Here is a 24,184-nt window from a genome sequence, read left to right as displayed (position 1 = left end):
AGCCACGACAGAGCCCGACCCGAGCGAAAACTCATGAGGGTGTTAACCCTCATTTTGTATAGCTTCGCAAAGCGATACCGCTTTGCACTGGGTTTCAACTCGGCGGGAGGGGCAGCCCAAAAAAAATATGCTTCCCTGAATATTCAAACAACTTCTTAACTTAGACCTTCATTAAATCCAGTTTTATGCATTTCAAGAATTTTGGCGGCTGTCTGCTTGCCTGTCTGCTGCTTTTTGCTTGCCATAAGGGGCCCAATTGGGATCGGCTAGAATATTATCATGGGAATCCGAGCCTGCCCCCGCCCCATCAGCAATCGGTGCGGATGCAGCTCGATAGCCAAGGCCTGCAAATTGTTCGTAAATCAGCCCACCAACAAGATGAATTGCTGACCAAAGGACCAAATAAATTAGGCCCCAAAGCCCCTAGCCCCCAAACAAAAGAACTGCCGCCCCCTATGCCAGGAGCGCCAGTTTCTTCTATGGCCTTTTATCAAGGCGATTCTTTAATTTTTTCTGCCCATTGGCAGGCCCATCAACTCCAAAATAAAGCCCTGAAGCGCTGGGAAAAACGGCTATGGCGCTGGGCCCAAAAAGAATGTCCCGGCATCGATAGCCTTTGGCAAAAACCCTAACCTACAGCTGCCGCTGTGCCAGGATCATTGACGATAATATAGGCAAAGTAGCCAATGATGGCGATCAACAACAAGGCGGCCTCCCAACGATCTAAGGTATAGAGGTTCTCTTTGCGCAAAGTGCCCACAAAAAAGAAAGCAAATAAGACAAAACTGACCGCCATCAAGAAGTATAAATCAAAGTTGATGGCCAATTCGTAGTTGGTGGGCATAATGGCTGCACTCGTTCCCAAAACCAAAAGCACATTAAAGATATTAGAGCCCACCACATTGCCAATCGCAATATCAGAATTGCGCTTCATGGCGGCTACCACAGAGGTGGCTAGCTCTGGCAAAGAGGTCCCTACTGCCACAACGGTCAAGCCCACCAAACGCTCCGTCATACCAAATGCTTTAGCGATATCTTTGGCCGAACTCACTACCCAATCGCCACCAATAACCAAGGCTGCAATACCGCCCACAATAAAGATGGCCGATTTCCATGCAGGCAAAGGATCAATTGCCTCTACTTCCTCGGGATTGTTCTTGGCAGAACGGAAAACATAGTACAAAAAGCCCGCAAATAAGGTCAATAAGATAAAGCCATCTATGCGGCTAAGCGTACTTGTTTCGGCTCCCCAAAGCATACTGTCATTAGACAAAACAAAGAGCAGGGGAATAATCAAAATCGATAAGGGCAACTCATATTTTACGGTAGTCGACTGCACCACCAAGGGCACAATCAAACCCGCCACACCCAAAATCAAACAAGTGTTCGAGATGTTACTCCCAATCACATTGGCAAAAACCAAACCCGTAGAACCTTGCATGGCAGAACCCACACTAACCACCAACTCGGGCGCAGAGGTCCCCATAGACACCACCGTCAAACCAATAATAATATCTGGAATACCAAAGCGCTTGGCCACAGCCGAAGCCCCATCTACCAGATAATCGGCTCCCTTGATGAGCAATACAAAGCCAATAATGAGAAAGAAAATTGTCATGAAATCCATACAGAATAGCAGTATCAATGAGTAATTGGCCCAAAGAGGCCGAATGATGAAGATTTAGTTTTTTATTTTTTGGGGCCTCCGCCTCGCTGCGCTCGTCGGCGGTTACTCCCTTTGGTCGTCGAACTGCCCCCTAAAGGGTTTGTTGTGGCCTGCGGCGGCTTCGCCGCCTGCTCGCTCCAAAGCAAGATGCTACAAAAATAACTTTTTATCTAGGCCCTTAAAGAAATGCCTCTTTTTTTTTGCCTTGGGTCCAAAACAAAGAGCGACTTCTCTAGGTAGAGAAGCCGCTCTTTTTATCTGCTCGTAGTTTATCCTTACTTAGAAAACTCTTTCTTACTGCTGCGCACAGGCACCAACCAATCAAATGTATCTTCTACAGCATCTACTTTATAATCTTGGATCAACTTTTTAGCCATGGGACCAACTTTGCGGCCCTCGATGGGAGACAACTCAAAGTTTTTGCCTTTGTAGCTAAAGTCAGAGATATGAGAAATAACCGCTGCAGTTCCAGAACCAAACATTTCGTCTAGTTTACCTGCTTGATGGGCCTCAATTACTTCTTGAATAGAAATATTGCGCTCCTCTACCTCAAACCCTTTGTCTTTTAGCAAGTGGATCAAGCTATCGCGAGTAATACCCGCCAAGATAGCATCTGTAGTAGGAGGCGTAATGATTTTGCCATCAATGACCACAAAGATGTTCATGGTCCCACACTCTTGCAGATATTTAAACTCTTTACCATCCAACCAAAGGATTTGGTCAAAGCCCTGCTCCTTAGCTTCTAGAGCGGGAGCCAAAGTAGCGGCATAGTTTCCAGCAGCCTTAGCAAAACCTACTCCACCAGGAAAAGCGCGAACGTATTTCTCTGCTACCTTAATTTTTACGGGTTTTGGATAATAAGGTCCCACAGGGCAGCTCATAATCACAAAACGGTAAGAATCACTTGCACGCACACCCAAATAGGCATCTGTAGCAAACATATGTGGACGAAGATAAAGAGCCGAGCCTTCAAAATCAGGAATAAAGTTGCGGTCCAAATCTACTAAGCGATGTACCCCCTCTAAGAAAATCTCTGCAGGAATTTCAGGCATGGCCAAACGCTTGGCAGAACGATTTAGACGCTCTACATGCAATTCGGGACGGAAGAGAATAGGCTCGCCAGTTTTGGCCGATATATTTGCCTTCATTCCCTCAAAAATGGCCTGACCATAATGCAAACCCATAATAGCAGGGCTCATAGGCATAGGACCATAAGGAATGATTCTACAGTCTGTCCACTCACCATCGATGTAGTCAGCTACAAACATGTGATCTGACATCACACGCCCAAAAACCAAGTTATCAAAATCTACCTCGGCCAGACGAGATTGCTTCGTCAGCTCCACTGAAATTGGATATTTCATACAATATATATTAGATGAGGTTAAAGATGATTGCCGCAGCCTTGCAAATAGTCCAAACTCTTAGGCTTTTTCCGTACTTTTGGAACCCTAACGGAAAAAGAAAACTACCATTGATACTTCCTAATCAAAACACATCACTTCTTCTGGGACTAGCCTATGGCTTTCGGATCGTGAAGATACAAAAAATTTTGTCAACAGAAAACTATTAACATTTGTTTAGAATAAACATTAAACAATAAGCCATATATAGGAATAATATTCTGTCTAATAGTTTTAAACCTCCTGCATTGTTTTGGGCCCAGTACAATTAAACCATTATATTTTTGGCCAAGGGGCTACGCCCTTATTTTTAATATTTTGGGCAAAGACTATTATAATCGCCCAATAAAGCCCTCTGGGTTTCCATAAAAGCTAATAGAATGAAGTTTAATCTAAATTTCTTTGAAAGCGAGTTGTATCAAATTCCAAGTAAGCCTCTTTCTATAGAGGAGGGCCGCAAGGCTTATATATTCTTGGGCCAAGAATATAGTGAGGAAGAGCTCGACTTTTTGACCAAGGTGATGCAGGCTGTAGGCTTGCAGCTTAAGGAAGATGTTCAGCTCTTGACAACTCCCCCAAAGCAAAGCGTTCAAATTTCAAACATTCCTTTGGCTCCTTGTTTTTTCTTTGGGGTTTCGCCAGAGGTTTTGGGGTTGCATTTGGAACTCCCCCTTTATCAATTGGTCCATTATAAGAACTGGCAATTGCTGCAAGGCTTGGCCCCCAGACAAATTGCCCAGCAAAAGAATCATAAACTGGCCCTTTGGCGGGCTTTACAAGAAATTTTCCCTGCAAAAAATAGCTAGAGAACAGATGCAAAAGAAAAAATTAGTCATGGCTACCGCCAATGCGGGCAAGATCCGTGAAATTAAGGCCCAATTGGGCGAGCAATTCGACTTTTTGTCTTTGACCGATATTGGCTGCCTAGAAGATATTCCCGAAGAACAAGATAGCCTGCAAGGCAATGCCCTACAAAAGGCCCAATACGTTTGGGAACATTATGGCTATGCCTGCTTTTCTGAGGATACCGGCCTAGAAGTAGCCGCCCTAAATGGCGCACCAGGGGTTTATACCGCCCGCTATGCTGGTCCACAAAAAAATCCCGATGACAATATGGATTTACTGCTGCAGCAATTGGCGGCGGCCAAAGATCGTAGCGCTCAATTCCGAACCGTCATTTGCCTCTACCTCGGTCCAGATGATATCCACTACTTTGAAGGTATCGCCCCCGGCCAAATTGCCCCCCAACGCCTAGGCGAAAAAGGCTTTGGCTACGATCCCATTTTTGTTCCCCAAGGCTATGAACGCAGCTTTGCCCAAATGACTCTAGAAGAGAAGCAACAGCTTAGCCACAGAGGCCAAGCCGTTCGCCAATTGAGTCTGTTTTTGGCCCAACTATAAGGTACTGCTGCATCTAGCAGGGCGCGAAGCGCCCGCATCGGCTGAGGGATGGTAGGGGGTGGCCGAAGGCCAGACCGAGCTTTTGAGCACAGCGAAAAAGCGAAGGGCCGAGCAGAACTGCGAGCCCCCGCACAGCCCGACCCGACCGCAGGGAGGGGCAGCCCCAAAAGAAAAAATTTACCCGCTCATTCATAATTATAATAATATGAAACAATTAATTTCTTGGAGCCTAGCGCTCTTTATGCTCTTTAGTACTGGCCAAAGCTGGGCACAGGGCATTCAATTCTCTGAAGGCCAATGGGCCGATATTTTGGCCAAGGCCAAAAAGGAAAAGAAAATGATCTTTGTCGATGCCTATGCCGTTTGGTGTGGCCCCTGCAAATGGATGGCTAAAAATAGCTTTCCCGATGAGGCCGTGGGCCAACATTTCAACGCCAATTTTGTCAACTATAAGTTTGACATGGAAAAAGGCGAAGGGCCCGAATTTGCCAATACCCATAAAGTACAAGCCTACCCTACCCTGCTGTTTTTCTCTGCAGAGGGCAAGCTCGTTCATAAGGTGATGGGCGCCAAAGATGCCGAAGCCCTACTAGAAGATGGCAAGGCCGCTATTGACCCCAAAAAACAACTTTATACCCTCCAAAAGCAGTATCAATCTAAAAAGGGCTTGCCCAAAAAGGAGGTCAAAAATTATTTGGATGCTTTGATGAATGGCGGCGATTATGCCGGCGCGCAGGAAGTAGCCCAAAAACAACTAGAAGAAGCAGAGGAAGTGAACTGGACCCAAGAGGAATACTTTAGCCTCATCCAAGAACTTTTTGCCGACCAAAGCAGCCCTATCTATGATAAAGTATTGGCGAAAAAGGCCAACTTTGTAAAAGTCTTGGGCGAGGAAACGGTTAATGACTACCTCAAAACTGGACTAGAGGCAGGGATGCGCAAAATTGCGCAAGAACAGCAGCAAAAACCCTATGAGCTCTATAAAGAGCGGATCAAAAGCGTTTTGGGCGAAAAACAAGCGGCCTCAACTATTGCCCTTTTGGACCTACAGTATTATTTCCGCACCCCCCAACGCGATAAATATCTACATGTCTACCTCAATGAGCATTGCGATAATGCCCAAATGCTAAATAGCTACGCTTGGAGCTATTTTGAGCAAAAGGAAGAAGAAAATCTCTTGAGCATGGCCTATAGCTGGGCCAAAAAATCAGTAGCCCTAGCCCCTGGATTTGCCAATGCAGATACAGAAGCCAACCTCGCCTTTAAACTCAAGCGTTACGGAGAGGCCAAAAAGGCCGCCGAGAAGTCTATTGCCCTAGGCAAAGAAAATGGCGATGATGTCAGCGAGACTGAAGCCCTGCTCAAAAAGATTGAGGAAAAAATGCCCAAATCTGCCAATGGGATCAGCTTTACCGAAGGCAGCTGGGAGGAGATCAAAGCCCTTGCCCTCAAAGAAAACAAAATGATCTTTGTCGATGCCTATGCCGTTTGGTGCGGCCCCTGCAAATGGTTGAGCAAAACGGTATTTACCCAGCCACAAGTAGGCCAGCACTTCGATGCAAATTATATTAGCTACAAGTTAGATATGGAAAAAGGCGAGGGACTAGAGTTTGCCGAAAAACATGGGGTTAAAGCCTACCCCACTCTTCTATTCTTCTCTGCCGATGGCGAACTTCTCCACAAATCAGTGGGTGCACCCGATGCCCAACAGCTCATTGCCGAAAGCCAAACGGCTTTGGACCCCAACAAACAGCTCTTTAGCCTCAAAAAACGCTATGAGAAAGGCGACCGCCAACCCGAGTTTTTACGCAATTATATCCTGGCCCTTTCTGCTGCCTATGAAAACAATAGCGAAGAGGCCCGCACTTATCTAGACCTTATTAAGGAAGAAGACTGGAAGCAAAGCGAAAACTTCGAGATTATCAGCATGACTGAAGTGGGCTATGAGCAAAAGTACTTTGACTATGTTCTGGCCCACAAAAAAGAGTTTGTCATACAAAATGGGGCCGAGACAGTTGAGGAATACCTAGAAAAAGGCCTCATGACTAAAATTCATTCGCTTGGAGAACGCCTCAATGGACAAGGTACCAAAGACGAAGAGTATAAGCAGCTAGTCGAACAACTCAATACTACCCTTTCTGAGAAATCAGCCGCTTATTATATCGCTACGCTCAATAATATTATTTATAGCGGGACCAAGAAAGAGTTTAAGTATCTCAATATTCTGTTACTCGATCATACAGACAACTGGGCAGAGCTTAATGAAGTCGCTTGGGCCTATTACCTAGCGAATAGCTCTAAAAAAGAACTCAAAGCAGCCCTCAAATGGATTGATAAATCTATTGCCCTAGAGGAAAACTACTATAATCTAGATACCAAAGCCAATCTGCTCTATGAATTGGGCAAGAAGAAAGAGGCCCTTGCCACTGCCGAAAAGGCCATAAGTTTTGCCAAATCCGCAGATATGGAAACCACGGAAACAGAGGCCTTGATTGAAAAAATTAAGGGCTAAATTATCTGCCTTTTACGCTACTGAGCAGCTTTCCCATTATGGGGAAGCTGCTTTTTTTATGTGTTTTTCCAATGATTTGGGGCTGCCCCTCCCTTCGGTCGGGTCGGGCTGTGCGCGGGCTCGCTATTCGCTCGGCCCTGCGCTTTTTCGCTGCGCTCAAAAGCTTGGTCTGGCCTTCGGCCACCCGCTACCATCCCTCAGCCGATAGGCTGGGGTTCCCCCAGCCTTGGAAGCGGTATTGCTGCTCTATCCCCTCCAATAATGACTAAAAACAAAAGAGCATTGCCGCTTTGCTGCTGATTTGGACCAAAGTTTAGCTTCCCATCTCCTCTAAGGATTTCCCCATGGCAATCGGAGGCGGCAAATTAGCGTGGGGAAATTCCCCAAGGCGTTTGGATTTTTCCGATTAGCGTGGGGAAATCCCCCATGGCGTTTGGATTTTTCCGATTAGCTTGGGGAAATTCCCCAAGGCGTTTGGATTTTTCCGATTAACGTGGGGAAATTCCCCAGGCCGTTTGGATTTTTCCGATTAGCTTGGGGAAATTCCCCAGGCCGTTTGGATTTTTCCGATTAGCTTGGGGAAATCCCCCATGGCGATTGGATTTTTCCGATTAACGTGGGGAAATTCCCCAGGCCGTTTGGATTTTTCCGATTAGCTTGGGGAAATTCCCCAGGCCGTTTGGATTTTTCCGATTAACGTGGGGAAATTCCCCAGGCCGTTTGGATTTTTCCGATTAACGTGGGGAAATTCCCCAGGCCGTTTGGATTTTTCCGATTAGCTTGGGATAGCTGTATAAGGCCCTATCTTTTTTTTCTGGACCGACCCTACAACAGTTTAGCTAAAAGGGCTTAAAAACAACATATTGAAAACCCTTGTATTTAAGCGCTTGTCATTTTACCCTAGGGGCAAGCCCCTAGGCTAATAGTAGTAGTCGCCCCCTCCTTGGAGGGGGCTTTTTGTTTGGCTCTATTGGTCAATTAGGCCCAGACATAATTTTGTGTATTGGCCCTTAGGGGCAAAGTTTCTATCCTATAGGCCTGTGGGTTAAAACCCACAGCAAAAAGGGAGGCCATGCTGGACCTAATAAAATGGGCCGAAGGTTAAAACCTTCAGCCCATAACTAGATGAAAACAGCCAGTTCTAAGGCCAAAAGATTTAAATCAATGAGGGTTTTAACCCTCATTCCATAAAACATTGCGAAGCAATAGCATCCTTGCTGTGGGTTTCAACCCACAGTATCGGCCTAGCGATGCGAAAGGGGGCGGCGAAGCCGCAGACCAAGGCCGTCAGGCCGCAGGGCCGAGCGACCCGACCAACGGGAGCCGACGCAGCGAAGCAAGTAACAGCGAGCCCTGAAGCGTAGCGCCCGCCGAAGGCGGGAGGCCCCGAAAAACACTAAGTCGCTTCCTGATTTAATTTAGGCTTCTTCTTATAAGAGATCAGGAAGAGGCCAGAGAAGATAAAGGCAGCCGAGATAAAAAGGGCGGGCCGCAGCTCGTCGGCACCGAGGAGGATAGCGATCAAGGCGGCTAGTAGGGGTTGCAAATAAATATAGCTACTCACCACCGAAGCGGGCAGGCGTTGTAGGGCCCAAGCATTGAGTAGATAGGCAAAGAAAGTCACGCCAATGAGGACAAAAGCCAGCACCGCCCATATTTCGGCAGACAACTCATGATAATCAATGGCCCAAGCGCCGGGGCCGCCAAAGGGCAAGACATAAAAACAGCCAAAGAGGAAAACCCATTTGAGCAGCGTAATGGCTTGGTATTTTTGGGCCAAGGGTTTAATCATAATCAGGTAAATCGAGTAGGCAATAGCATTGCCGCCGATAAACAAATTGCCCAGCATAGGGTTTGTCGCCTTGAAAGCCGTAGAGCTGCCCGTGTTGAGGATCAGGTAAGCCGCGCCGATAATGCCCAGGGCGATTCCGCTTATTTTCAAGCTATTGAGGCGCTCATTCAAGAAGAAAACCGAGAATAAAAGGACCACAATAGGGACCGTCAGCATAATGAGCGATGCGCTAATGGGGCTAGTCATTTCTAATCCCTTAAAAAAGAGCAACTGATTGCAAGCCACGCCAAAGGCAGAGGCGATAGCTAGACGCAGAATATCGGCCTTAGCGACCTTTTCCTTGAGCCAAAAGCTAGCGATCCAAAACAGCAGGCTAGCGGCTAGGGCCCTAAGCATAATAAAGGCGGCGGGAGGAATCGGCTCGGGCATAGCGATTTTGGCAATAGAGTAATTTGCACCATACAACAGGGCCACTGTAAAGAGGGCCAAATGGGCGGCAAAAAGGCGATTAGGCATAGACAGTCGTTTTGAGTGCGGCAAAAAATTGCGCAAAGCTAGATTTTTTTTTCTGCTATCTTTGCCTAACAGCTAATGATTAGAATTCTCTTAAAGGCCGATACCTTTTTGGGAAAAACAAAACATCAATTTATGTGGACAAGCATCAAGCAACAAATCCCCAATTCGGTCACCTTATTGAATGCCTGGGCGGGGGCGGCGGCCATCATCAGTCTATTTTCTGGACAATGGGAGGTTTTGCCCTACTGCCTCTTGGTTTCCCTAATGGCTGACTTTGGAGATGGCTTATTGGCGCGTTTGCTCAAAGCGCAATCGCCTTTGGGCAAAGAGCTCGACTCTTTAGCGGATCTGATTTCCTTTGGTTTTTTTCCGGCCGCCATGTTGTATCAGCTCTTCATGCAAGCCTTGGAGCTGCCAGAGGGATTGCAATGGGGGCAGCGGGAGAGCTACCTGCTCTTGTTGCCTTTTTTGTTGCTCTTGTTTTCGGCCCTGCGTTTGGCCAAATTCAATACGGATAGTCGGCAATCGGAAAGCTTTATTGGTTTGAACACCCCGGCCACCACCCTCTTTGTCTTTGGTTACTTTTGGACCGTACAGCAGCAGCTCTATGGATTGGAGCAATACTTACTTTGGCCGCCCTTGCTTTATGGCTTGCTGGCTTTGCTTTGCTACCTCCTCATTGCGGAGATTCCCTTGCTCAGCTTCAAGTTTAAGTCCTTGGCGTGGCAGCCCAACCGTTGGCGTTTTCTGCTCATCTTGGGCATCTTACCCTTGCTGATCTTTTTGCCCTTGGGCTTAGCCCTGCCTGCGGGGATTCTGCTCTACTTGTTGTTGTCGGTGGTGGCTATTGTGGTGGGGGACTTGCGTTTGGGGGAGTAGGGATGTGGGAAGGTAGGTTTTTAAACAGCGTCCACCCCAGGGAAGAAGCCCCGCAGCTTCTTCCCTTTCTCTTTCCCCCACCAGCCAAAAGCAGTAGTTTAGCGTTATCTTAAAGAACACCAAAACGCCATACTTTTGCGCTTACTGCTTTTATTTTGCGGTCTTTTCTTTTTTGGGCAGCTTGGGGCGCAGACATTGTCCCAGCTAGATAGTTTGCAACAGCAGCAGTTGCGGCAGTCGGACTGTTATGTCTTGGCGGATAGTATACTGCTTGATAGTTTATGGGTCTTGCCAGGCAGTTTACATTGGCGGGGGCAACCTTTAGCGGACAGTTTATATCGGCTGCAGGGCAGTTATTTTTTCCCCAAGGGAGCCTTATTGCAGCAAGATAGTCTCTGTTTGAGCTATAAGCGGTTGCCCTTGCCCATTCACCGCAGGCGGGAGCGAAAAGATCGGCGATTGTTGCAGCCTCAAATGCAGTTGGGGGAAGATATCGTTTTGGGCCAATCCTATGGCTATCAGGTACAGCGGCAGGGCGGCAAAGAAGGCGATCTGAAGGGATTGGATTATAATGGCAGCTTTGCGAGAGGGATTTCCTTGGGGAATCAGCAAGACCTCATCCTTAATTCTAGCTTCAATCTACAATTGGCGGGAGAAGTTGGGGGCGTAGAGATTACGGGGGCTTTATCGGATAATAACATTCCAGTCCAACCTGAGGGCAATAGCCAAGAGCTGCAAGATTTTGATCGGGTTTTCATTCAATTCAAGGTAGATGAACATTACCTTTTGGCTGGGGATTATGATTTGGAGCAGCCCAAAAACAGCTACTTCCTCAATCATTTCAAGCGCTTGCAGGGGGGCCAATTTGGAAGTTCGGGCCAACTGAAATCGGGGGCAAAATGGGGGGGACAAGGCAGTTTTGCCATTTCTAGAGGAACCTTTGCCCGCAATAGCTTTATGGGCCAAGAGGGCAACCAAGGTCCCTATCGTTTAGAGGGCAATGATGGCGAGCAATTACTGATTATACTGGCGGGAAGTGAGCGCGTATTTATTGATGGGCAGCAACTAGAAAGGGGCTCCGATAAAGATTATACGATTGACTATAACTTAGGGGAAATCCAATTTACCAATAAGGTCCTCATCACAAAAGACAAGCGCATACAGGTTGAATTTAGCTATTCGGACCTAGAGTATCTCCGCAGCATTTCCGCCATTAATGGCCATTATGAAGACAAAAAATGGGGGCTGCGCTTTTTTCACTATCAAGAACAAGATGCCAAAAACCAACCGACCAATCCCCTAAGTGATTCGGCCCAAGCCAGCTTGAGTCGAGCAGGGGATCAAACCGCCCAGATATGGGGCGGCCAAAGCATTAATGAAGCAGATGGATTATCGGGCTTGGTGGCTTACCAACTTATTGATAGTATTGTTAATGGAATCAACTATGATTCAGTTTTGGTTTATGCTAGCAGCAATGCCAGTGATAGCAATTTCTATTCGGTCAGTTTTAGGGCAGTGAGCCAGGGCGGCGATTATATTCGGGAAGAGGGACAAATTAATGGCAGTGTATATATTTGGATTGCTCCTGATCCCATAACTGGGCAGAGTCGCGGGCAATATGCCCCCCTTAGGCTACTCAAGGCGCCAGAGAAAAAGCAGCTATCGGAAATTAGTAGCTATTATAACTTTGGAAAAACAGGACAATTAATGGCCAATCTAGCGATTAGTCAAGAGGACCTCAACCGCTTTTCTAATATAGACAATGAAGATAATCAGGGCGTAGCTCTGCGGCTAAGCTATCAGCAGGAATTGAGCTTGGGCTATCGGTTAAAAGTAGATAGCCAGAGGGTGGACACCCTCCGAAGGAGCCTAGGCATCAACGCCCATTATGAGCAGCTCAGCGCTAATTTTAAAACCATAGAACCCTATCGGAATCGAGAATTTAGTCGAGATTGGGGACTAGATAGCAGCAGTAGCCAAGAACAACTCTTTTGGCTGGGCCTAAATGCCCAACAGCAGGGACTAGGAAATATTAGCTACAAACTAAGTGGCCTGCTCAGAGATAGCAGCCAAAACTGGCAACAGAGCGCAAACCTGCAGCTTCAGCATAAGGGCTGGGAACTAACGGGCCAAGGCAGTTACCTTTCTCAATCCAATAGCCAGTTTTGGCGCCCTCGTTTACAATTGGGCTACCGCTTCCAAAAAGGCTTGCGCATTTCGGCCTACTATGAAGAAGAAAACAAACAACAACGGATTAATACAGATAGCTTAGCCGCCAATAGTTTTCAGTATCAGCTCTATCGCTTTAGTGCGGAGCTGCCTACTACAGAGCAGTTTTCGCTGAAGCTCTCGGCTAGTCAACGACTAGACCGCCTGCCTTTGGGGGAAAATCTATTGGATGTGACCCTAGCTCAAGAAGCTCAATTACAGGGACATTGGCAATTGGGGGCCAAAGAAAACCTGAGCTTCAACCTCAATTATCGTAAATTAATGGTCTTAGATAGCAGCCTGAGCAGCCAAGACCCCAAAAACACTTATCTAGGCCGCATTGCCTATGATGCCCAATGGAGAAAGGGCCTGATTAAATGGCAAACGATTTATGAGTTGGGGGCTGGACAAGAGCAAAAATATGCCTACAACTATTTAGAGGTAGATATTGGACAAGGCACGCATGTTTGGATCGATCGCAACGAAAATAGCATCCAAGAACAAGATGAATTTGAAGAGGCCCCCTTTCAAGATCAAGCTAATTTTATTCAATTACGAGTGCTCACTGGCGAGTTTGTCCGCGCCAACCAATTGGCCTTCAACCAAAGTATAGAAATTGATCCCGCCCGCCTTTGGCGGGCCGCCAAAACAGGCCCCAAAAGCTGGCTCAAAAAAATCTCTAGCCGATCTATCTTCAAGCTAGAACGCAAAACGCTAGCCCAAGAAGAACTGGCCGCCTTCAATCCCTTTGAACTCGATATTGCCGATAGTAGCCTGCTTTCTATCTCTTCCAATATGAGCAATGCCCTTTATTGGGACCGAAGAGGACGCAAGTTTCGCCTCATTTTACAACAAAGCGATAGCCGAAGCAAACGCCTTTTAAATCTCGGCTTCGATAGCCAACGAAAAACAAGCTATAGCTTTTCGAGCTGGTGGCAAATTAAGCCTTTTCTCCGCTTTGAAACGGAGAGCAATCTGGCCCAAAATGAAAATCGCTCCGATTTTTATAGCCAACGCAATTATTTACTCGATTCTTGGGAGCTTATTCCCAAACTGAGCTACCTAAGAGGAAGCGACCTCCGTCTAAGCCTCAATTATCGCCAAAAAGATAGCGAGAACCGCCTAGGCATAGAAAAGGCCCAACTCCAAGAGTTGGGCCTAGAAGGCAAATGGTTTAGCAGCAAGGGAAAACGCAGAAACATCCGCCTGAAACTCAGTTGGGTCGAGCTTCAATATGAGGGCGAACAAAATAGCCCTAGCCAATTTGCCTTGACGGAAGGCCTGCAAGCGGGAAGTAATTTTTTATGGACCCTGGAGGTCCAACAAGCGCTTAGCAAGTTTTTGCAACTCTCCCTCAGCTATGAAGGCCGTAAAACAGGCGAAGCCCAAATGGTCCACCTCGGCCGAATGCAGTTGCGAGCCATTTTCTAAAATAACCGCCTACTCGCCCGACGCATAGCCTCCGATATCTCTCGACGCAAACGCGCCTTGCCTTCTTCTCTAGCCGTTTTGCGCAGCTTACGCCCTATTCGCTTCCGCTTTTGTTGCCTCATTTTAGACCAATTTAACAACACTCTTTTGGGCGGAATCATTAAGCGCTGCCCAACGGGCAACTGATATAAACTCGTCAAACCATTGTATTGCGCCAACAATAAATAATAAGCTAAACTGCCAAAATAACGCATTGAAATCTTGCCCAAATTATCCCCCTGCTGAATGTCGTGATACTCATATTTGACCAATTCTTGCCGCACTGCCGACTGATCCCATTTTTGCTGCTGCCGAAATGGCGAACGCCCCCAAAAGGATAAACTTAATTCCGCCCGAATGGGCAAACCCTCAAAGGAAAATAAAGAGTAGTTGATGTCCATGGACGAAATAATACAGTTGAAAGTATGCGCACTGGCCTCCTTCCGAGAATCATTGCTGGGCAAAATCTCCCCCCACTCCAATTTCAAATAAGCGGGCCCATTCGCCTGCTCATTATAATCGTAAATCAAAGCTTTCAAGGCCTTAATATATGGCGCCACCGAAGGCTTGTTATTTTTGTTCTTCAACAAGGCCTTATCCTGCTGACTCCCCTGATGATAGGCCCCCGTCGCATCCACCAAAATATTCCCAAACTTGATTTCTGGAATCAAATACTCAGGACGATGCGCCAAAGTTTCTTTGCTCGCCTGTGGCTTTTCCTCCGATTGCGCCACATTCGCCAACTCCTCCGTACTCTTCACCTTATAGGAAATATCAAAACTAGCCGGATTGATCGCCAAATAAATTTGCCCAATATAACTGCGCTCATCATAATCCGCCAAAGCATAGGCCTTAATGCACAGTTTACTCATGGCGGTCCCCGCCGGAAATGGTTGCTGCATAATCTTTTGTCTTTAGTTAAAAATGTTTACACTAAAGATATAACTACAAGTTTACAAAATCAACCCTTACCGTATGTTTTTTTCTTTTATTATTTTTGGGCCTCCGCCTCGCTCTGCTCGTCGGCGCTACGTTTCGGGGCTCGCTGCTCGCTCGGCCCTGCGGCGGCTTTGCCGCCTGGGTCTGGCCTTCGGCCACCCCTGCACATCGCTAGGCCAGGCGGGCTGCGCCCGCCTTCTGGACCAGAAAATTGCGTTTTCCGCCAAAACCTTTATCTATGAATCATTATGCTTTTTTTCTTCTTGCCTTCTTTTCTTTGGGCCTTTTTAGTTGCTCAGACCAACTAGCCAAAAGCTATACGGTAGCCGAGCTCTTAGACAATCCGCAAAATCAATTGCAGTTGCCCGTCGAGCAAGATCCCGATCTTCTTTTGCTCTGCCAAGAATTAGATGAAACAGATATTACAGGCATCAAAACACGCTTAGAGCGGCCAGGAATTCAAGCCCTAGAAGCTTCTTTTGGCCTTTATTTTTTGGGCCAAAAATACTTTCAGCAAGATTCTTTTGATTTGGGCTTAAACATCATGGAAAAAGTAGCGGACAATTATCTCAATCCCTTGGCACTTACTCGCTTGATGCTGCTCCATAAAACCGATCCTAGCCGCTTTGCCCAATTGCCTGCGGGCCAGGGCCAAGGATTCCAACCCGAAATCGAGAAAGCCCATTATTATTTGCATGCCGCCCTTAATTCCGCCATCTTTATGATGGAACGCTTTAATGAGCGGGCCCCCGTAGATGATGTCAATCGCTATGCTCAGGGTTTTATCCAAATTTTGGAAGAAGGCGATAGCAGCCAGCTTCGCGGCCTAGACCTAGAAGCTGCAGAGGCCAAAATGAAAGCCGAATTGCCGCAGTTGCAAGCTAAATTTGAAACCCTCTACCCTGCTCCACCCGCCAGCTAACTGCGGCCTTGGCCGCAGCTTTGTCGAGCCGGCCTAGCGATGTGTAGCAGTGGCCGCAGGCCAGACCAAAGCGCGTAGCGCTGCAGGGCCGAGCGAACAGCGAGCTGCGAAACGTAGCGCCTGCCGAAGGCAGGAGGCCCCTAAAAAAAATCATTAGAAAAATAGAAGCGTGAAGTACAACAAAACCACCTTAAAAAAATTAGAAGAGCTGCTCAAGGCGGCGGATTATCGGATTCGCTATGAAAAGGGCCAATTTCAGTCGGGTTATTGCTTGGTCAAGCAGCAGCGGCAAATTGTGATGAATAAATTTTATACGACCGAGGCGCGTATTCAGTCTTTGCTTGATATTTTGGCCCAAGTCGGTTTATCTGAAGAGGTAGAGCTTTCAGAAAATTTGCAAAAATTTTGGACCGAATTGCTGCCCATTTTAGCCCAACAAAGAGAACAAATAGAGGCCGCAAAAGAGCAGGAGGAAGCCCCCAGCGAAATAGGCTAAATAGCGAAATTTTGGGCTGGGTGCATCTTCTTTGGGCAGACTGAAAGCTAGGCGGCTATTGGCCCAGGCAAAAAATGGCGTACTGAGAAAAGAGAGCGCGGTAGCGATAAAAATCAGCTGTCCCATAGCTTGTAAAAAGGCAAAAATGATGAGCAAAGCGCCTCCAATTAAGACGGCGATCCAGAGTCCCTGCCGATGCCAAAAAGACGAGTTTGGGAAAGCTAATTCCATAGCTTGGCCCATCGTTCGGCTCAGGGCATCTAGGCAAGTAATCAGGGTACTAAACATGCAGATAAAGGCGGCCCAGCTTACCCAAATGGCGGCCCAAGGGCCTAGCGCCTCCTCATATACCTTGAGCAATTGTTGGGCAAAAGCGAGCGCCTTTTGGGGAAAGTCGCTACCAGCTAATAAAATAGCGCCCAAAGCCATAAAACAACAGGCCAAAAAAATGCTCACGCCATAGCCCAATTGGAAATCAAACTGGGCTTCTTTCCAGCCAAAATCTGCTTGATTTTTCTTCTTTTCTAGGGTCCAGATCGATTGCCAGACCGAAAGATCTAGGGGCGCGGGCATCCAGCCTGCAAAGGCAATAATAAAGGCCAAATGGCTAGCTTCTAAAGAGAAAAAAGGCATATAATCTATCTCTGGCAAAGGCCGAAAAAGTAGGCGAAGTAGGGCCAAAAGCGTCAAAATGGAGAGGGAAAAGACCATATATTTCATCAGCTGGTCCAACAGTTTATATTGGCCCCATAAGAGAATGACAGCGGCAAAAACTAAGAGTCCAGCCGACATATAAAGCGGTTGATTCAGGCCCAAAATGGGGCCCGCCAAAGCGGCAGAGACAAAACTGACTGCAGCCTGCACGCTAAACATGGTCCCTAAAGTAAGCCCAATAAAAAGCAAAAGCACCCATTGGCCCAGCTCCTGATAACCTTGCAAAAGCGTTTTTCCCGTTTTTTGGGCATAGCGCAGGGCAAATTCAAAAAAGGGATATTTGGCCAAATGGGCCAAAATGAGTAGCCAAAACAACCCAAATCCATATTGTCCCCCCGCTTGAGTAGAAAGGACCAAATGCGAAACGCCAATGGCCGCTGCGGCAAAGAGCAAACCAGGGCCTAAGCGTGCCCAACGTTGAGATAGATTTTGCATAAAATAGAGCGGAATATCAAAATAAAACTGGAAGATACTTATTTTTGACTGATTCCAGCAAGCCTTTTATTTCCTAGCCTCATGCAAGAGCTCCAAGAATTTCGTCGCTACTACAACAATCATCTGCATGCTGATTTGCAAGCATTTGAGCGGCAGCGTTGGGCCCTCATCATTAGTATTGGATTAGCGATATTGACTGGATTGGGTTTGGTTTTGGCGGTTTTGGCCTTTGAGCTTTTCCCCATTATTTTCCTGCTCATTTTGCCCTATTGGTTTATCTACAACTTTTTTCTGCGTTGGATCGATCGCTTCAAATCTCGTTTTAAGCCCTTAGTGGTGCAGTCTATTTTGCAATTTATTGATCCTCGTTTGCGCTATTATCATAAGGATTTCATTCCCAAGGATAGCTTTAATCGAGCGCATATATTCCCCTTCAATCCGCATATTTATAGCGGAGAAGATTATATCATGGGCAAAATTGGGGAGGTTTATTTTGAGATGTGTGAGCTCAAAGTCATGCATACTTCTGATGTAACAGACCGTTTGGAAACTTGGCTCAATGGGGTCTTTTTTCACACCAAATTCAACTTTCGGGCAGAGGGCCAAATGGTCATTATCCCTAGAGTACAAGCCCAAAAATTCATTCGGACCTTCAAGCGGCTCACGCGTTATGGCGGTTATGAGCTCAAGGATACGGGCAACCCTCGCTTTGATGAGGACTTTCTGGTTTATATTGACCGAAAAATGAAATATGAGGACATTTTAACCCCTGACTTGCTCAATACCCTCAACAGCTATCACGAACGTTCGGGCCAAGAAATTTACGCCTCTTTTATGGGAAGCCATTTTTATTTGGCGGTAGCCGAACCCTATGAATTATTGGATGCCCATCTATTTAGCACCAATGTCGATTTTGAGTTGATTTCAGCCTATTATGAGGAGCTTTTTGTCTTTACCCAATTGGTAGAAGACTTTGATTTGCGTCACTAATTTTTTTTTGGGGCTGCCCCGCCCACAGGGCGGGTCGGGCTGTTTCGCAGCTCGCTATTCGCTCGGCCCTGCAGCGCTACGCGCTTTGGTCTGGCCTTCGGCCACTGCTGTCCATCCCTCAGCCGAGGCGCTACGCGCCTTTGCGGCGGCTTCGCCGCCTTTTTCTTGGACCAAAAAAGCGCCTTTCTTATAAAAAGAAAGGCGCTTTTCATTTTGGGCTTGGGGCCAATTATTTTTTAGCTCCTCCCCCACCAAAAAGATCAACATTCGGTTGGGTTTCTCCTACTTGATAAGGATTAGCTCCACGCAAAGCGGGTTTATTATCGCAGGTTTCATTGAGGAAAATAAACTCATTCACTGCGGGTTCTTCGCCTTCTTCTAGGCGATTTCGCTTATATAGCTTAGATAATTTAATTCCGTAAAGCTGAGAGATCGTGTACATGCTTTCTCCTTCATTTACTTTATGTGGACCTTGTGCATCTTCCACCATATTCCCTTTGGCCTCCAAATAGATATAGCAATTGGGAGGTAGATTATCTTCTTCTCCCATAGAAAGATCATTGTAGCGGCGTAAATTTTTGAGCTCCACTTGATGTTCTTCAGCAATATCATCTAAGGTCATGCCTTCTCGTAAGGTGGTGGCTCTACGGCTATTCTTATAAAAAACGCCCTTTTGATTATGATGTTGAGTAGGAAAAATGACCAATTGTTTTTTCATCCCTGTTTCTGGATCAAAGAGATCGCGGAAAGGATCAAGAGTCAACATTTGGCGCTGAATACTACTCACGGTGTTAAGTTCAACTTGTAGTTCTTCAATCACCGTTTTTTGGTTTTCTAAAGCGGTACCAACATAGTTAATCTTACCATTGAGGCGATCATCTCGCTGAGCCATTTGATTAAGCTGACGATTCATCTCCTTTAGCTCTATTTGTAACTCTACTTGATGGGCTAGTGCTTGTTGCAAACTATTTTCTAGGCGTTCTACTCTATTGCGGACCGTAGAAAGGTCTTCGCCCATATCGAGATTTGGATCTGCTCGATAGGCACTTAAATCTGTATTGGAAGGAAGTTGATACTGTGTAGAGACTCTATCATATTGTGCTAAATCAAATTTTTCAATTACATCAATCAGCTTATGTGCGTAATTGACATCTGTGGCGTAGTTGGCTTCTTTTAGACCTTTGGCCCAAAAGCGATAATCCATATTTCTTGCGGCAAAAAGATCGCGATAGGGTTTGCGAGAGTACAAAAAGTTAGTGTGATCCTTATAGGACTCTTCCACAGTTTCATAAGAGCGGAAACAAGCCATTTCTGTACGTTCTGTGCCGTATGCTGTTTGTTCTAGCGTTTGCTTATAGTAAGTATCACTAGACCAATCTTTGCCGCATTTAATTCCGAAATGATTATTTGCCTGATTAGCTAGTTCACTACGACCGTAGTTAGATTCCAGCATCCCTTGAGCCAAAGTAATACTAGCCGGGATGCCACTTCGGTTCATTTCCTCAATGGCGATAGCTAAATAACTGCGGATATAAGCTTGGGCTTTTAAGTTTTCCTCTTCTTGCAGCTCTAGGGGCAAAAGAGGGTCACTTCCCTCTGCCGCAGAGAGTTGAGGGGCTATACAAAGCAAGCCTAAACCAAGTAGTAGGGGTCTGAAAATCATATGCGAAACTTTAAGAAAGAGCCCTTTTTATAAACGAAGCAGACTCTCTCTATCGTTAGAGAGTAGGTCAATCACTTGATAGTGAATGTGATCTTGCGGTAAATGGTAGTTGATTTTTCTGTCTGGACCTCGTAAAAGTAGCATTTTTTTGCTGCTTCTTAAAAATATAGTTAGTTTAATTTTAGTCACTTAGCTTTAGTAAAGAGGATTTTCCTCTTCAAAATTTTTTGTTAAATTTGGTATAAGCTTTGCCCAATGGAGGGCACACTATAAAACTTTTCGATTATGCAGTACATCCAAATTTTCTTTTTCTTTTTTGTAGCTCAATTAGCGCTACAGGCCCAAACTGCAGAACAACTTGAATTTAAAATCAATTTGGCCAAAAAAACAATTGAGGCTATTGATAAAGGGAGCAAGCAAGTGCTCAATGATAAACTAGAGCTCATTTCGGCTCAAATTGACATTTTTGATGCTAGTGGTGAGTATGCTGGCTCTATAGAAGTGAAAAGCTGGAGTATTCCCGTAGATGAATTTGCGCCTAATGAGCAGCTAAAAATTAGTCAGGCCAAAATTAAAGTTAAGGCTTCTGCGGAGACTTTAGCGATTAGTAATGCGCCCTTAAGTAGGTAAGCTCAACTAATCGGAAAATAGTAAAATGCGTTGTACAACTTTGTATGACGCATTTTTTTGTGGTCCAAAACAGCTTTGGGCAAAATGGTCCATTGGCCCAGCGCTGCGGAGGGGTGGCCGCAGGCCAGACCCAGCCGGCGCAGCCGGCGCAGGGCCGAACAGACCTGCGAGCCCCGCAGCATAGCGGCGGCCGACCGAGGCGAAGCCGAGCCGGCCGCGGGCCCCAAAAAATATATCTGGATAAAAAAAAAGCCCCTATCTAAAGATAGGAGCTACTATTATTTCGACTTTGTTCAGCAGTTTAGTGGTTGAACATATTGTCTTTGCTCTTAGGAGTAGGAGCTGCTTCGCGCTTCACTTCACCAAAGATTTTCAAGCGAGTAGTGCTTTCATTTTTGGCATTCGTAGTCAAAGTAACATATTTAGTAAAAGGACCTTGGCGGTTAGTGTCATACTTTACCTTAATCTCGGCACTTTCACCAGGCATGATCGGCTCTTTGGGGTAAGTAGGTACCGTACAACCACAGCTTCCTTTAGCTTGGCTAATAATCAAAGGTGCATCGCCAGAGTTGGTAAACTTGAATAAGCGGACACCGTTGGCACCTTTCTCGATGCTGCCATAATTAACTTCTTTGGTCTCGAAATCAATGTTTTGTGCAAATGAGCTAGTAGCAAATAGAGCAACAAAGGCGAGACAAGCGAATAAGGTTCTCATATAATTCTCGATTTTAATTTAAGATGAGCAGAATGTTCTATACAATAGTAGGCTTTTTTTAGCAATTTTGAAAATTAGACCAACTAAAAGTTTAGTTAATAATCAATAAAACGGTAATAGCCATTGATTACTAGCATTTCCAACTGCCGTGCCAAAGCCTTTTTTTTTGTAAACTCATTATTAAACTTATTGTTTGTCTATGCGAAAAATGCAGTGGAATAGCTGCCTGCCTCCTTTTTTTTGTATTTTAAGGCCCAAACAACATCTTAATACAGATGTCCTATTTTTTGGCTAACCCAACTTTTAGGATGTCACAAAACAGGCAAAAAAACTACATTTAACAGCGGTAGTTCTTCTGCTTGATTTTAGCATATTAAATAGACAACTATATATGACTGAAGTTCATTTGAAAACACCCCCTAGCAAGGAATTTTTAGAAGAGGCCTTGCAAGATTTTCGGTTGGCTTGCATGAGCCGCGAAGCCAGCCTTAATGGCCGCCGCGAAGTGCTTTCTGGCAAGGCCAAGTTTGGTATTTTTGGTGCGGGTAAAGAATTGGCTCAATTAGCGATGGCTCGAGTTTTCCAAAAGGGAGATTTTCGTTCGGGTTATTATCGCGATCAAACCTTTGCCTTGGCTACAGGATTAGCTACTGTAGAGCAACTTTATGCCCAGCTTTATGCAGATCCTGAAAATGATCCTTTTTCTGCTGGTCGACAAATGAACTCGCATTTTGCCTCTCCATTAATCAATGCTCAGGGCGAATGGCTCAATCATACAGAACTCAAGAACATTAGTGCCGATATTTCGCCTACTGGCGGCCAAATGGCTAGAGCTTTGGGCTTGGCCTTGGCTTCTAAAAAATATCGCGAATGCGCCGATCAGATTGGTGATTTGGCCAATAATTTCTCTGTCCATGGAAATGAAGTAAGCTTTTGTACAATTGGCGATGCCTCTACTTCTGAGGGTGTTTTTTGGGAAACCTTGAATGCTGCTGGCGTACAGCAGCTCCCCTTAGCTGTTTTTGTTTGGGATGATGGTTATGGTATTTCGGTACCCAGAGAGTACCAAACGACGAAGGGCAGCATTTCTGAGGCGCTAAAGGGATTCCACCCCACAGCAGAAGGCCAAAATGGCGTTCGCATTATTAAAGTAAAAGGTTGGGATTATTTGGGCATGCGCCAAGCTTTTGCCGAAGCGATTGCGCTTTGCCGAGAAGCTCATAGTCCCTGCCTCATTCATGTAGAAGAATGCACGCAACCCCAAGGCCACTCGACTTCTGGCTCTCATGAACGCTATAAGGACGAAAATCGCCTAATTTGGGAAAAAGAACAGGATGGCATTGAAAAATTGCAGGCTTGGTTAATCGAAATGGACGTAGCCACAGAAGAAGAACTCAAAGCCATTCGCAAAGAAATCAAAAAAGAAGTGAAAGCCGCTATTCGCAAGGCTTGGAACAACTTTAATGATCCTATTCAACAAGAACTCAAGCAAGCCCAAGAACTTTTGCGCCAGGCTGCCGCTTCTGCTAACCAAAAAGCAAAAATAGAAGCTCTAGCTAATGCTTTGGGCTCGGCCTACAATCCCGTTCGCAAAGATATTTTGCAAGCGATGCGCAAGGCGCTCCGCCTAATGCGTGGCGAACAATCAGCCGCAAAGAATAGCCTAGCTCAAGCCCTAGAGGAAAAAATAGCCCTGCAAAACGAACGCTATACCTCTAAGCTTTATAGTGAAGGGCCAAAATCAGCCCTCAAACAAACTGGCGTTCCCGCTCAATACGCAGAAGATGCCGAGCTCAAAAGCGGCTATGAAATCCTCAATGCCTGCTTTGATTTACACCTCCAAAATAACCCTCAATTCTTTGCTTTTGGCGAAGACGTAGGCCAAATTGGCGATGTGAACCAAGGCTTCATGAATATGCAAGAGAAGTATGGAGAAGCCCGTGTTTTTGATACGGGAATCCGCGAGTGGACCATTATCGGTCAAGCTATCGGGATGGCCATGCGCGGCCTTCGCCCCTTAGCCGAAATCCAATATCTCGATTACCTCATTTATGCCATTTCGGCCCTTTCTGATGATTTGGCTACCCTGCAATACCGCTCCAATGGCCAACAAAAAGCCCCCGCCATTATCCGTACCCGTGGCCACCGCCTAGAGGGAATTTGGCACTCGGGCTCCCCCATTGGCCTCTTGCTCAATAGCCTCCGAGGAATCTATATTCTTACGCCCCGCAATATGACGCAGGCCGTAGGTTTCTACAATACGATGCTCGATAGCGACGATCCCTGCCTCATGATCGAATGCCTTAACGGCTACCGCCTCAAAGAGAAAATGCCTAGCAATTTAGCCGAATTCAAACTGCCTTTGGGTATTCCTGAGGTCCTTGAAGAAGGCCAAGATGTTACGCTGCTCACTTACGGCTCATCGGTCCGCATTGCCGAAGAAGCCATGGAGGAACTCAAAGAAATGGGCATTTCAGTAGAATTAATCGATGCCCAAACTTTACTTCCTTTTGATATTAACCAGATGGTCGTCGAATCTGTAAAGAAAACTAACCGCCTGGTCATTCTAGATGAAGACCTGCCCGGCGGCGCTTCTGCTTATTTGTTGCAACAGCTTATGGTGGAACAAAAAGCTTATTATCACCTAGATTCAGAGCCTCTCACGATTAGCGCCAAAGCAGTGCGCCCAGGCTATGGCTCCGATGCCGATTATAGCATCAAACCCTCGGCAGATGATGTGGTAGAGCAAATTTATGCACTCATGCGCGAGGCTCGCCCCTCAGACTTCCCCGCTATTTATTAGGCCAATAAGTCTTTAGCTTAACGCAAAACA

Annotated in this window: 18 protein-coding genes; 11 read left to right on the top strand and 7 right to left on the bottom strand. The window is 46.1% G+C overall.

Annotation, left to right across the window (positions count from 1 at the left end):
- Positions 1 to 185 precede the first annotated feature (185 nt).
- Complete coding sequence (locus PPO43_RS08900; RefSeq protein WP_272616978.1) at positions 186 to 632, top strand: hypothetical protein; 447 nt, start codon at positions 186 to 188, stop codon at positions 630 to 632.
- On the opposite strand, the gene PPO43_RS08895 is transcribed toward PPO43_RS08900, so the two are convergent.
- Complete coding sequence (locus PPO43_RS08895) at positions 629 to 1,627, bottom strand: calcium/sodium antiporter (protein WP_272616977.1); 999 nt, start codon at positions 1,625 to 1,627, stop codon at positions 629 to 631. The genes PPO43_RS08900 and PPO43_RS08895 overlap by 4 nt on opposite strands.
- A gap of 314 nt (positions 1,628 to 1,941) precedes the next feature.
- A complete protein-coding gene (locus PPO43_RS08890; protein ID WP_272616976.1) occupies positions 1,942 to 3,030 on the bottom strand; it encodes a branched-chain amino acid aminotransferase in 1,089 nt (362 codons plus the stop codon).
- Positions 3,031 to 3,449: 419 nt separating this feature from the next.
- Between PPO43_RS08890 and PPO43_RS08885 the strand changes: the two genes are divergently transcribed.
- From PPO43_RS08885 to PPO43_RS08875, 3 genes are all read left to right on the top strand, one after another.
- Entirely contained in the window at positions 3,450 to 3,875 is a 426-nt protein-coding gene (locus PPO43_RS08885) for a hypothetical protein (RefSeq protein WP_272616974.1), read from the top strand.
- Positions 3,876 to 3,882: 7 nt separating this feature from the next.
- On the top strand, positions 3,883 to 4,470 hold the full coding sequence (gene rdgB / locus PPO43_RS08880; protein WP_272616972.1) for an RdgB/HAM1 family non-canonical purine NTP pyrophosphatase: 588 nt from the start codon (positions 3,883 to 3,885) through the stop codon (positions 4,468 to 4,470).
- Between the two features lie 205 nt (positions 4,471 to 4,675).
- Positions 4,676 to 6,982 carry a thioredoxin domain-containing protein gene (locus PPO43_RS08875; RefSeq protein WP_272616970.1) on the top strand — a complete coding sequence of 769 codons (2,307 nt, stop codon included), beginning with the start codon at positions 4,676 to 4,678 and terminating at the stop codon, positions 6,980 to 6,982.
- A 1,396-nt stretch (positions 6,983 to 8,378) separates the two neighbouring features.
- Here PPO43_RS08875 and PPO43_RS08870 read toward each other — a convergent pair.
- Positions 8,379 to 9,290 (bottom strand): DMT family transporter, encoded by a 912-nt coding sequence (locus PPO43_RS08870; protein ID WP_272616968.1) that lies wholly within the window; start codon positions 9,288 to 9,290, stop codon positions 8,379 to 8,381.
- 75 nt (positions 9,291 to 9,365) lie between these two features.
- Between PPO43_RS08870 and PPO43_RS08865 the strand changes: the two genes are divergently transcribed.
- A complete protein-coding gene (locus PPO43_RS08865) occupies positions 9,366 to 10,169 on the top strand; it encodes a CDP-alcohol phosphatidyltransferase family protein (protein ID WP_272616966.1) in 804 nt (267 codons plus the stop codon).
- 135 nt (positions 10,170 to 10,304) lie between these two features.
- A complete protein-coding gene (locus PPO43_RS08860; RefSeq protein ID WP_272616964.1) occupies positions 10,305 to 13,808 on the top strand; it encodes a hypothetical protein in 3,504 nt (1,167 codons plus the stop codon).
- Here PPO43_RS08860 and PPO43_RS08855 read toward each other — a convergent pair.
- Positions 13,805 to 14,749, bottom strand: coding sequence for a CIS tube protein (locus PPO43_RS08855; RefSeq protein WP_272616962.1), 945 nt, complete (start codon positions 14,747 to 14,749; stop codon positions 13,805 to 13,807). The two genes, PPO43_RS08860 and PPO43_RS08855, sit on opposite strands and share 4 nt — an antisense overlap.
- Before the next feature lie 275 nt (positions 14,750 to 15,024).
- On the opposite strand from PPO43_RS08855, the gene PPO43_RS08850 reads away from it, so the two are divergent.
- Together PPO43_RS08850 and PPO43_RS08845 are read left to right on the top strand one after the other, a co-directional pair.
- On the top strand, positions 15,025 to 15,708 hold the full coding sequence (locus PPO43_RS08850) for a hypothetical protein (RefSeq protein ID WP_272616960.1): 684 nt from the start codon (positions 15,025 to 15,027) through the stop codon (positions 15,706 to 15,708).
- Between the two features lie 169 nt (positions 15,709 to 15,877).
- Positions 15,878 to 16,204 (top strand): hypothetical protein, encoded by a 327-nt coding sequence (locus PPO43_RS08845; RefSeq protein ID WP_272616958.1) that lies wholly within the window; start codon positions 15,878 to 15,880, stop codon positions 16,202 to 16,204.
- Here PPO43_RS08845 and PPO43_RS08840 read toward each other — a convergent pair.
- The gene (locus PPO43_RS08840) at positions 16,136 to 17,353 is read right to left on the bottom strand and encodes an NRAMP family divalent metal transporter (RefSeq protein ID WP_272616956.1); all 1,218 of its coding nucleotides are present in this window, start codon (positions 17,351 to 17,353) and stop codon (positions 16,136 to 16,138) included. The two genes, PPO43_RS08845 and PPO43_RS08840, sit on opposite strands and share 69 nt — an antisense overlap.
- Before the next feature lie 81 nt (positions 17,354 to 17,434).
- On the opposite strand from PPO43_RS08840, the gene PPO43_RS08835 reads away from it, so the two are divergent.
- Complete coding sequence (locus PPO43_RS08835) at positions 17,435 to 18,343, top strand: DUF3137 domain-containing protein (RefSeq protein WP_272616954.1); 909 nt, start codon at positions 17,435 to 17,437, stop codon at positions 18,341 to 18,343.
- Positions 18,344 to 18,572: 229 nt separating this feature from the next.
- On the opposite strand, the gene PPO43_RS08830 is transcribed toward PPO43_RS08835, so the two are convergent.
- Entirely contained in the window at positions 18,573 to 20,006 is a 1,434-nt protein-coding gene (locus PPO43_RS08830) for a glucosaminidase domain-containing protein (protein WP_272616952.1), read from the bottom strand.
- A gap of 285 nt (positions 20,007 to 20,291) precedes the next feature.
- Here PPO43_RS08830 and PPO43_RS08825 point away from each other — a divergent pair, with 285 nt between their 5' ends.
- On the top strand, positions 20,292 to 20,636 hold the full coding sequence (locus PPO43_RS08825; RefSeq protein WP_272616950.1) for a hypothetical protein: 345 nt from the start codon (positions 20,292 to 20,294) through the stop codon (positions 20,634 to 20,636).
- A 301-nt stretch (positions 20,637 to 20,937) separates the two neighbouring features.
- Here the strand turns inward: PPO43_RS08825 and PPO43_RS08820 are convergent, their stop codons facing one another.
- Complete coding sequence (locus PPO43_RS08820) at positions 20,938 to 21,351, bottom strand: DUF1573 domain-containing protein (RefSeq protein ID WP_272616948.1); 414 nt, start codon at positions 21,349 to 21,351, stop codon at positions 20,938 to 20,940.
- 391 nt (positions 21,352 to 21,742) lie between these two features.
- Between PPO43_RS08820 and PPO43_RS08815 the strand changes: the two genes are divergently transcribed.
- A complete protein-coding gene (locus PPO43_RS08815) occupies positions 21,743 to 24,154 on the top strand; it encodes an alpha-ketoacid dehydrogenase subunit alpha/beta (RefSeq protein ID WP_272616947.1) in 2,412 nt (803 codons plus the stop codon).
- Positions 24,155 to 24,184 lie beyond the last annotated feature (30 nt).

Origin of the sequence: Saprospira sp. CCB-QB6 (genome assembly GCF_028464065.1) — a bacterium.
GTDB lineage: Bacteria > Bacteroidota > Bacteroidia > Chitinophagales > Saprospiraceae > Saprospira.
Note: the sequence above shows the minus strand (reverse complement) of the source record. Positions and strands in the feature narration are given on the sequence as shown.

What these genes read in the sequence shown, in the direction of transcription:
- PPO43_RS08855 (WP_272616962.1), bottom strand. Translation starts at nt 14,749, where the DNA reads ATGCAGCAACCATTTCCGGCGGGGACCGCCATGAGTAAACTGTGCATT.
- rdgB (WP_272616972.1), top strand. Translation starts at nt 3,883, where the DNA reads ATGCAAAAGAAAAAATTAGTCATGGCTACCGCCAATGCGGGCAAGATC.
- PPO43_RS08825 (WP_272616950.1), top strand. Translation starts at nt 20,292, where the DNA reads ATGCAGTACATCCAAATTTTCTTTTTCTTTTTTGTAGCTCAATTAGCG.
- PPO43_RS08865 (WP_272616966.1), top strand. Translation starts at nt 9,366, where the DNA reads ATGATTAGAATTCTCTTAAAGGCCGATACCTTTTTGGGAAAAACAAAA.
- PPO43_RS08830 (WP_272616952.1), bottom strand. Translation starts at nt 20,006, where the DNA reads ATGATTTTCAGACCCCTACTACTTGGTTTAGGCTTGCTTTGTATAGCC.
- PPO43_RS08900 (WP_272616978.1), top strand. Translation starts at nt 186, where the DNA reads ATGCATTTCAAGAATTTTGGCGGCTGTCTGCTTGCCTGTCTGCTGCTT.
- PPO43_RS08890 (WP_272616976.1), bottom strand. Translation starts at nt 3,030, where the DNA reads ATGAAATATCCAATTTCAGTGGAGCTGACGAAGCAATCTCGTCTGGCC.
- PPO43_RS08835 (WP_272616954.1), top strand. Translation starts at nt 17,435, where the DNA reads ATGCAAGAGCTCCAAGAATTTCGTCGCTACTACAACAATCATCTGCAT.
- PPO43_RS08875 (WP_272616970.1), top strand. Translation starts at nt 4,676, where the DNA reads ATGAAACAATTAATTTCTTGGAGCCTAGCGCTCTTTATGCTCTTTAGT.
- PPO43_RS08815 (WP_272616947.1), top strand. Translation starts at nt 21,743, where the DNA reads ATGACTGAAGTTCATTTGAAAACACCCCCTAGCAAGGAATTTTTAGAA.
- PPO43_RS08870 (WP_272616968.1), bottom strand. Translation starts at nt 9,290, where the DNA reads ATGCCTAATCGCCTTTTTGCCGCCCATTTGGCCCTCTTTACAGTGGCC.
- PPO43_RS08895 (WP_272616977.1), bottom strand. Translation starts at nt 1,627, where the DNA reads ATGGATTTCATGACAATTTTCTTTCTCATTATTGGCTTTGTATTGCTC.
- PPO43_RS08820 (WP_272616948.1), bottom strand. Translation starts at nt 21,351, where the DNA reads ATGAGAACCTTATTCGCTTGTCTCGCCTTTGTTGCTCTATTTGCTACT.
- PPO43_RS08850 (WP_272616960.1), top strand. Translation starts at nt 15,025, where the DNA reads ATGAATCATTATGCTTTTTTTCTTCTTGCCTTCTTTTCTTTGGGCCTT.
- PPO43_RS08840 (WP_272616956.1), bottom strand. Translation starts at nt 17,353, where the DNA reads ATGCAAAATCTATCTCAACGTTGGGCACGCTTAGGCCCTGGTTTGCTC.
- PPO43_RS08885 (WP_272616974.1), top strand. Translation starts at nt 3,450, where the DNA reads ATGAAGTTTAATCTAAATTTCTTTGAAAGCGAGTTGTATCAAATTCCA.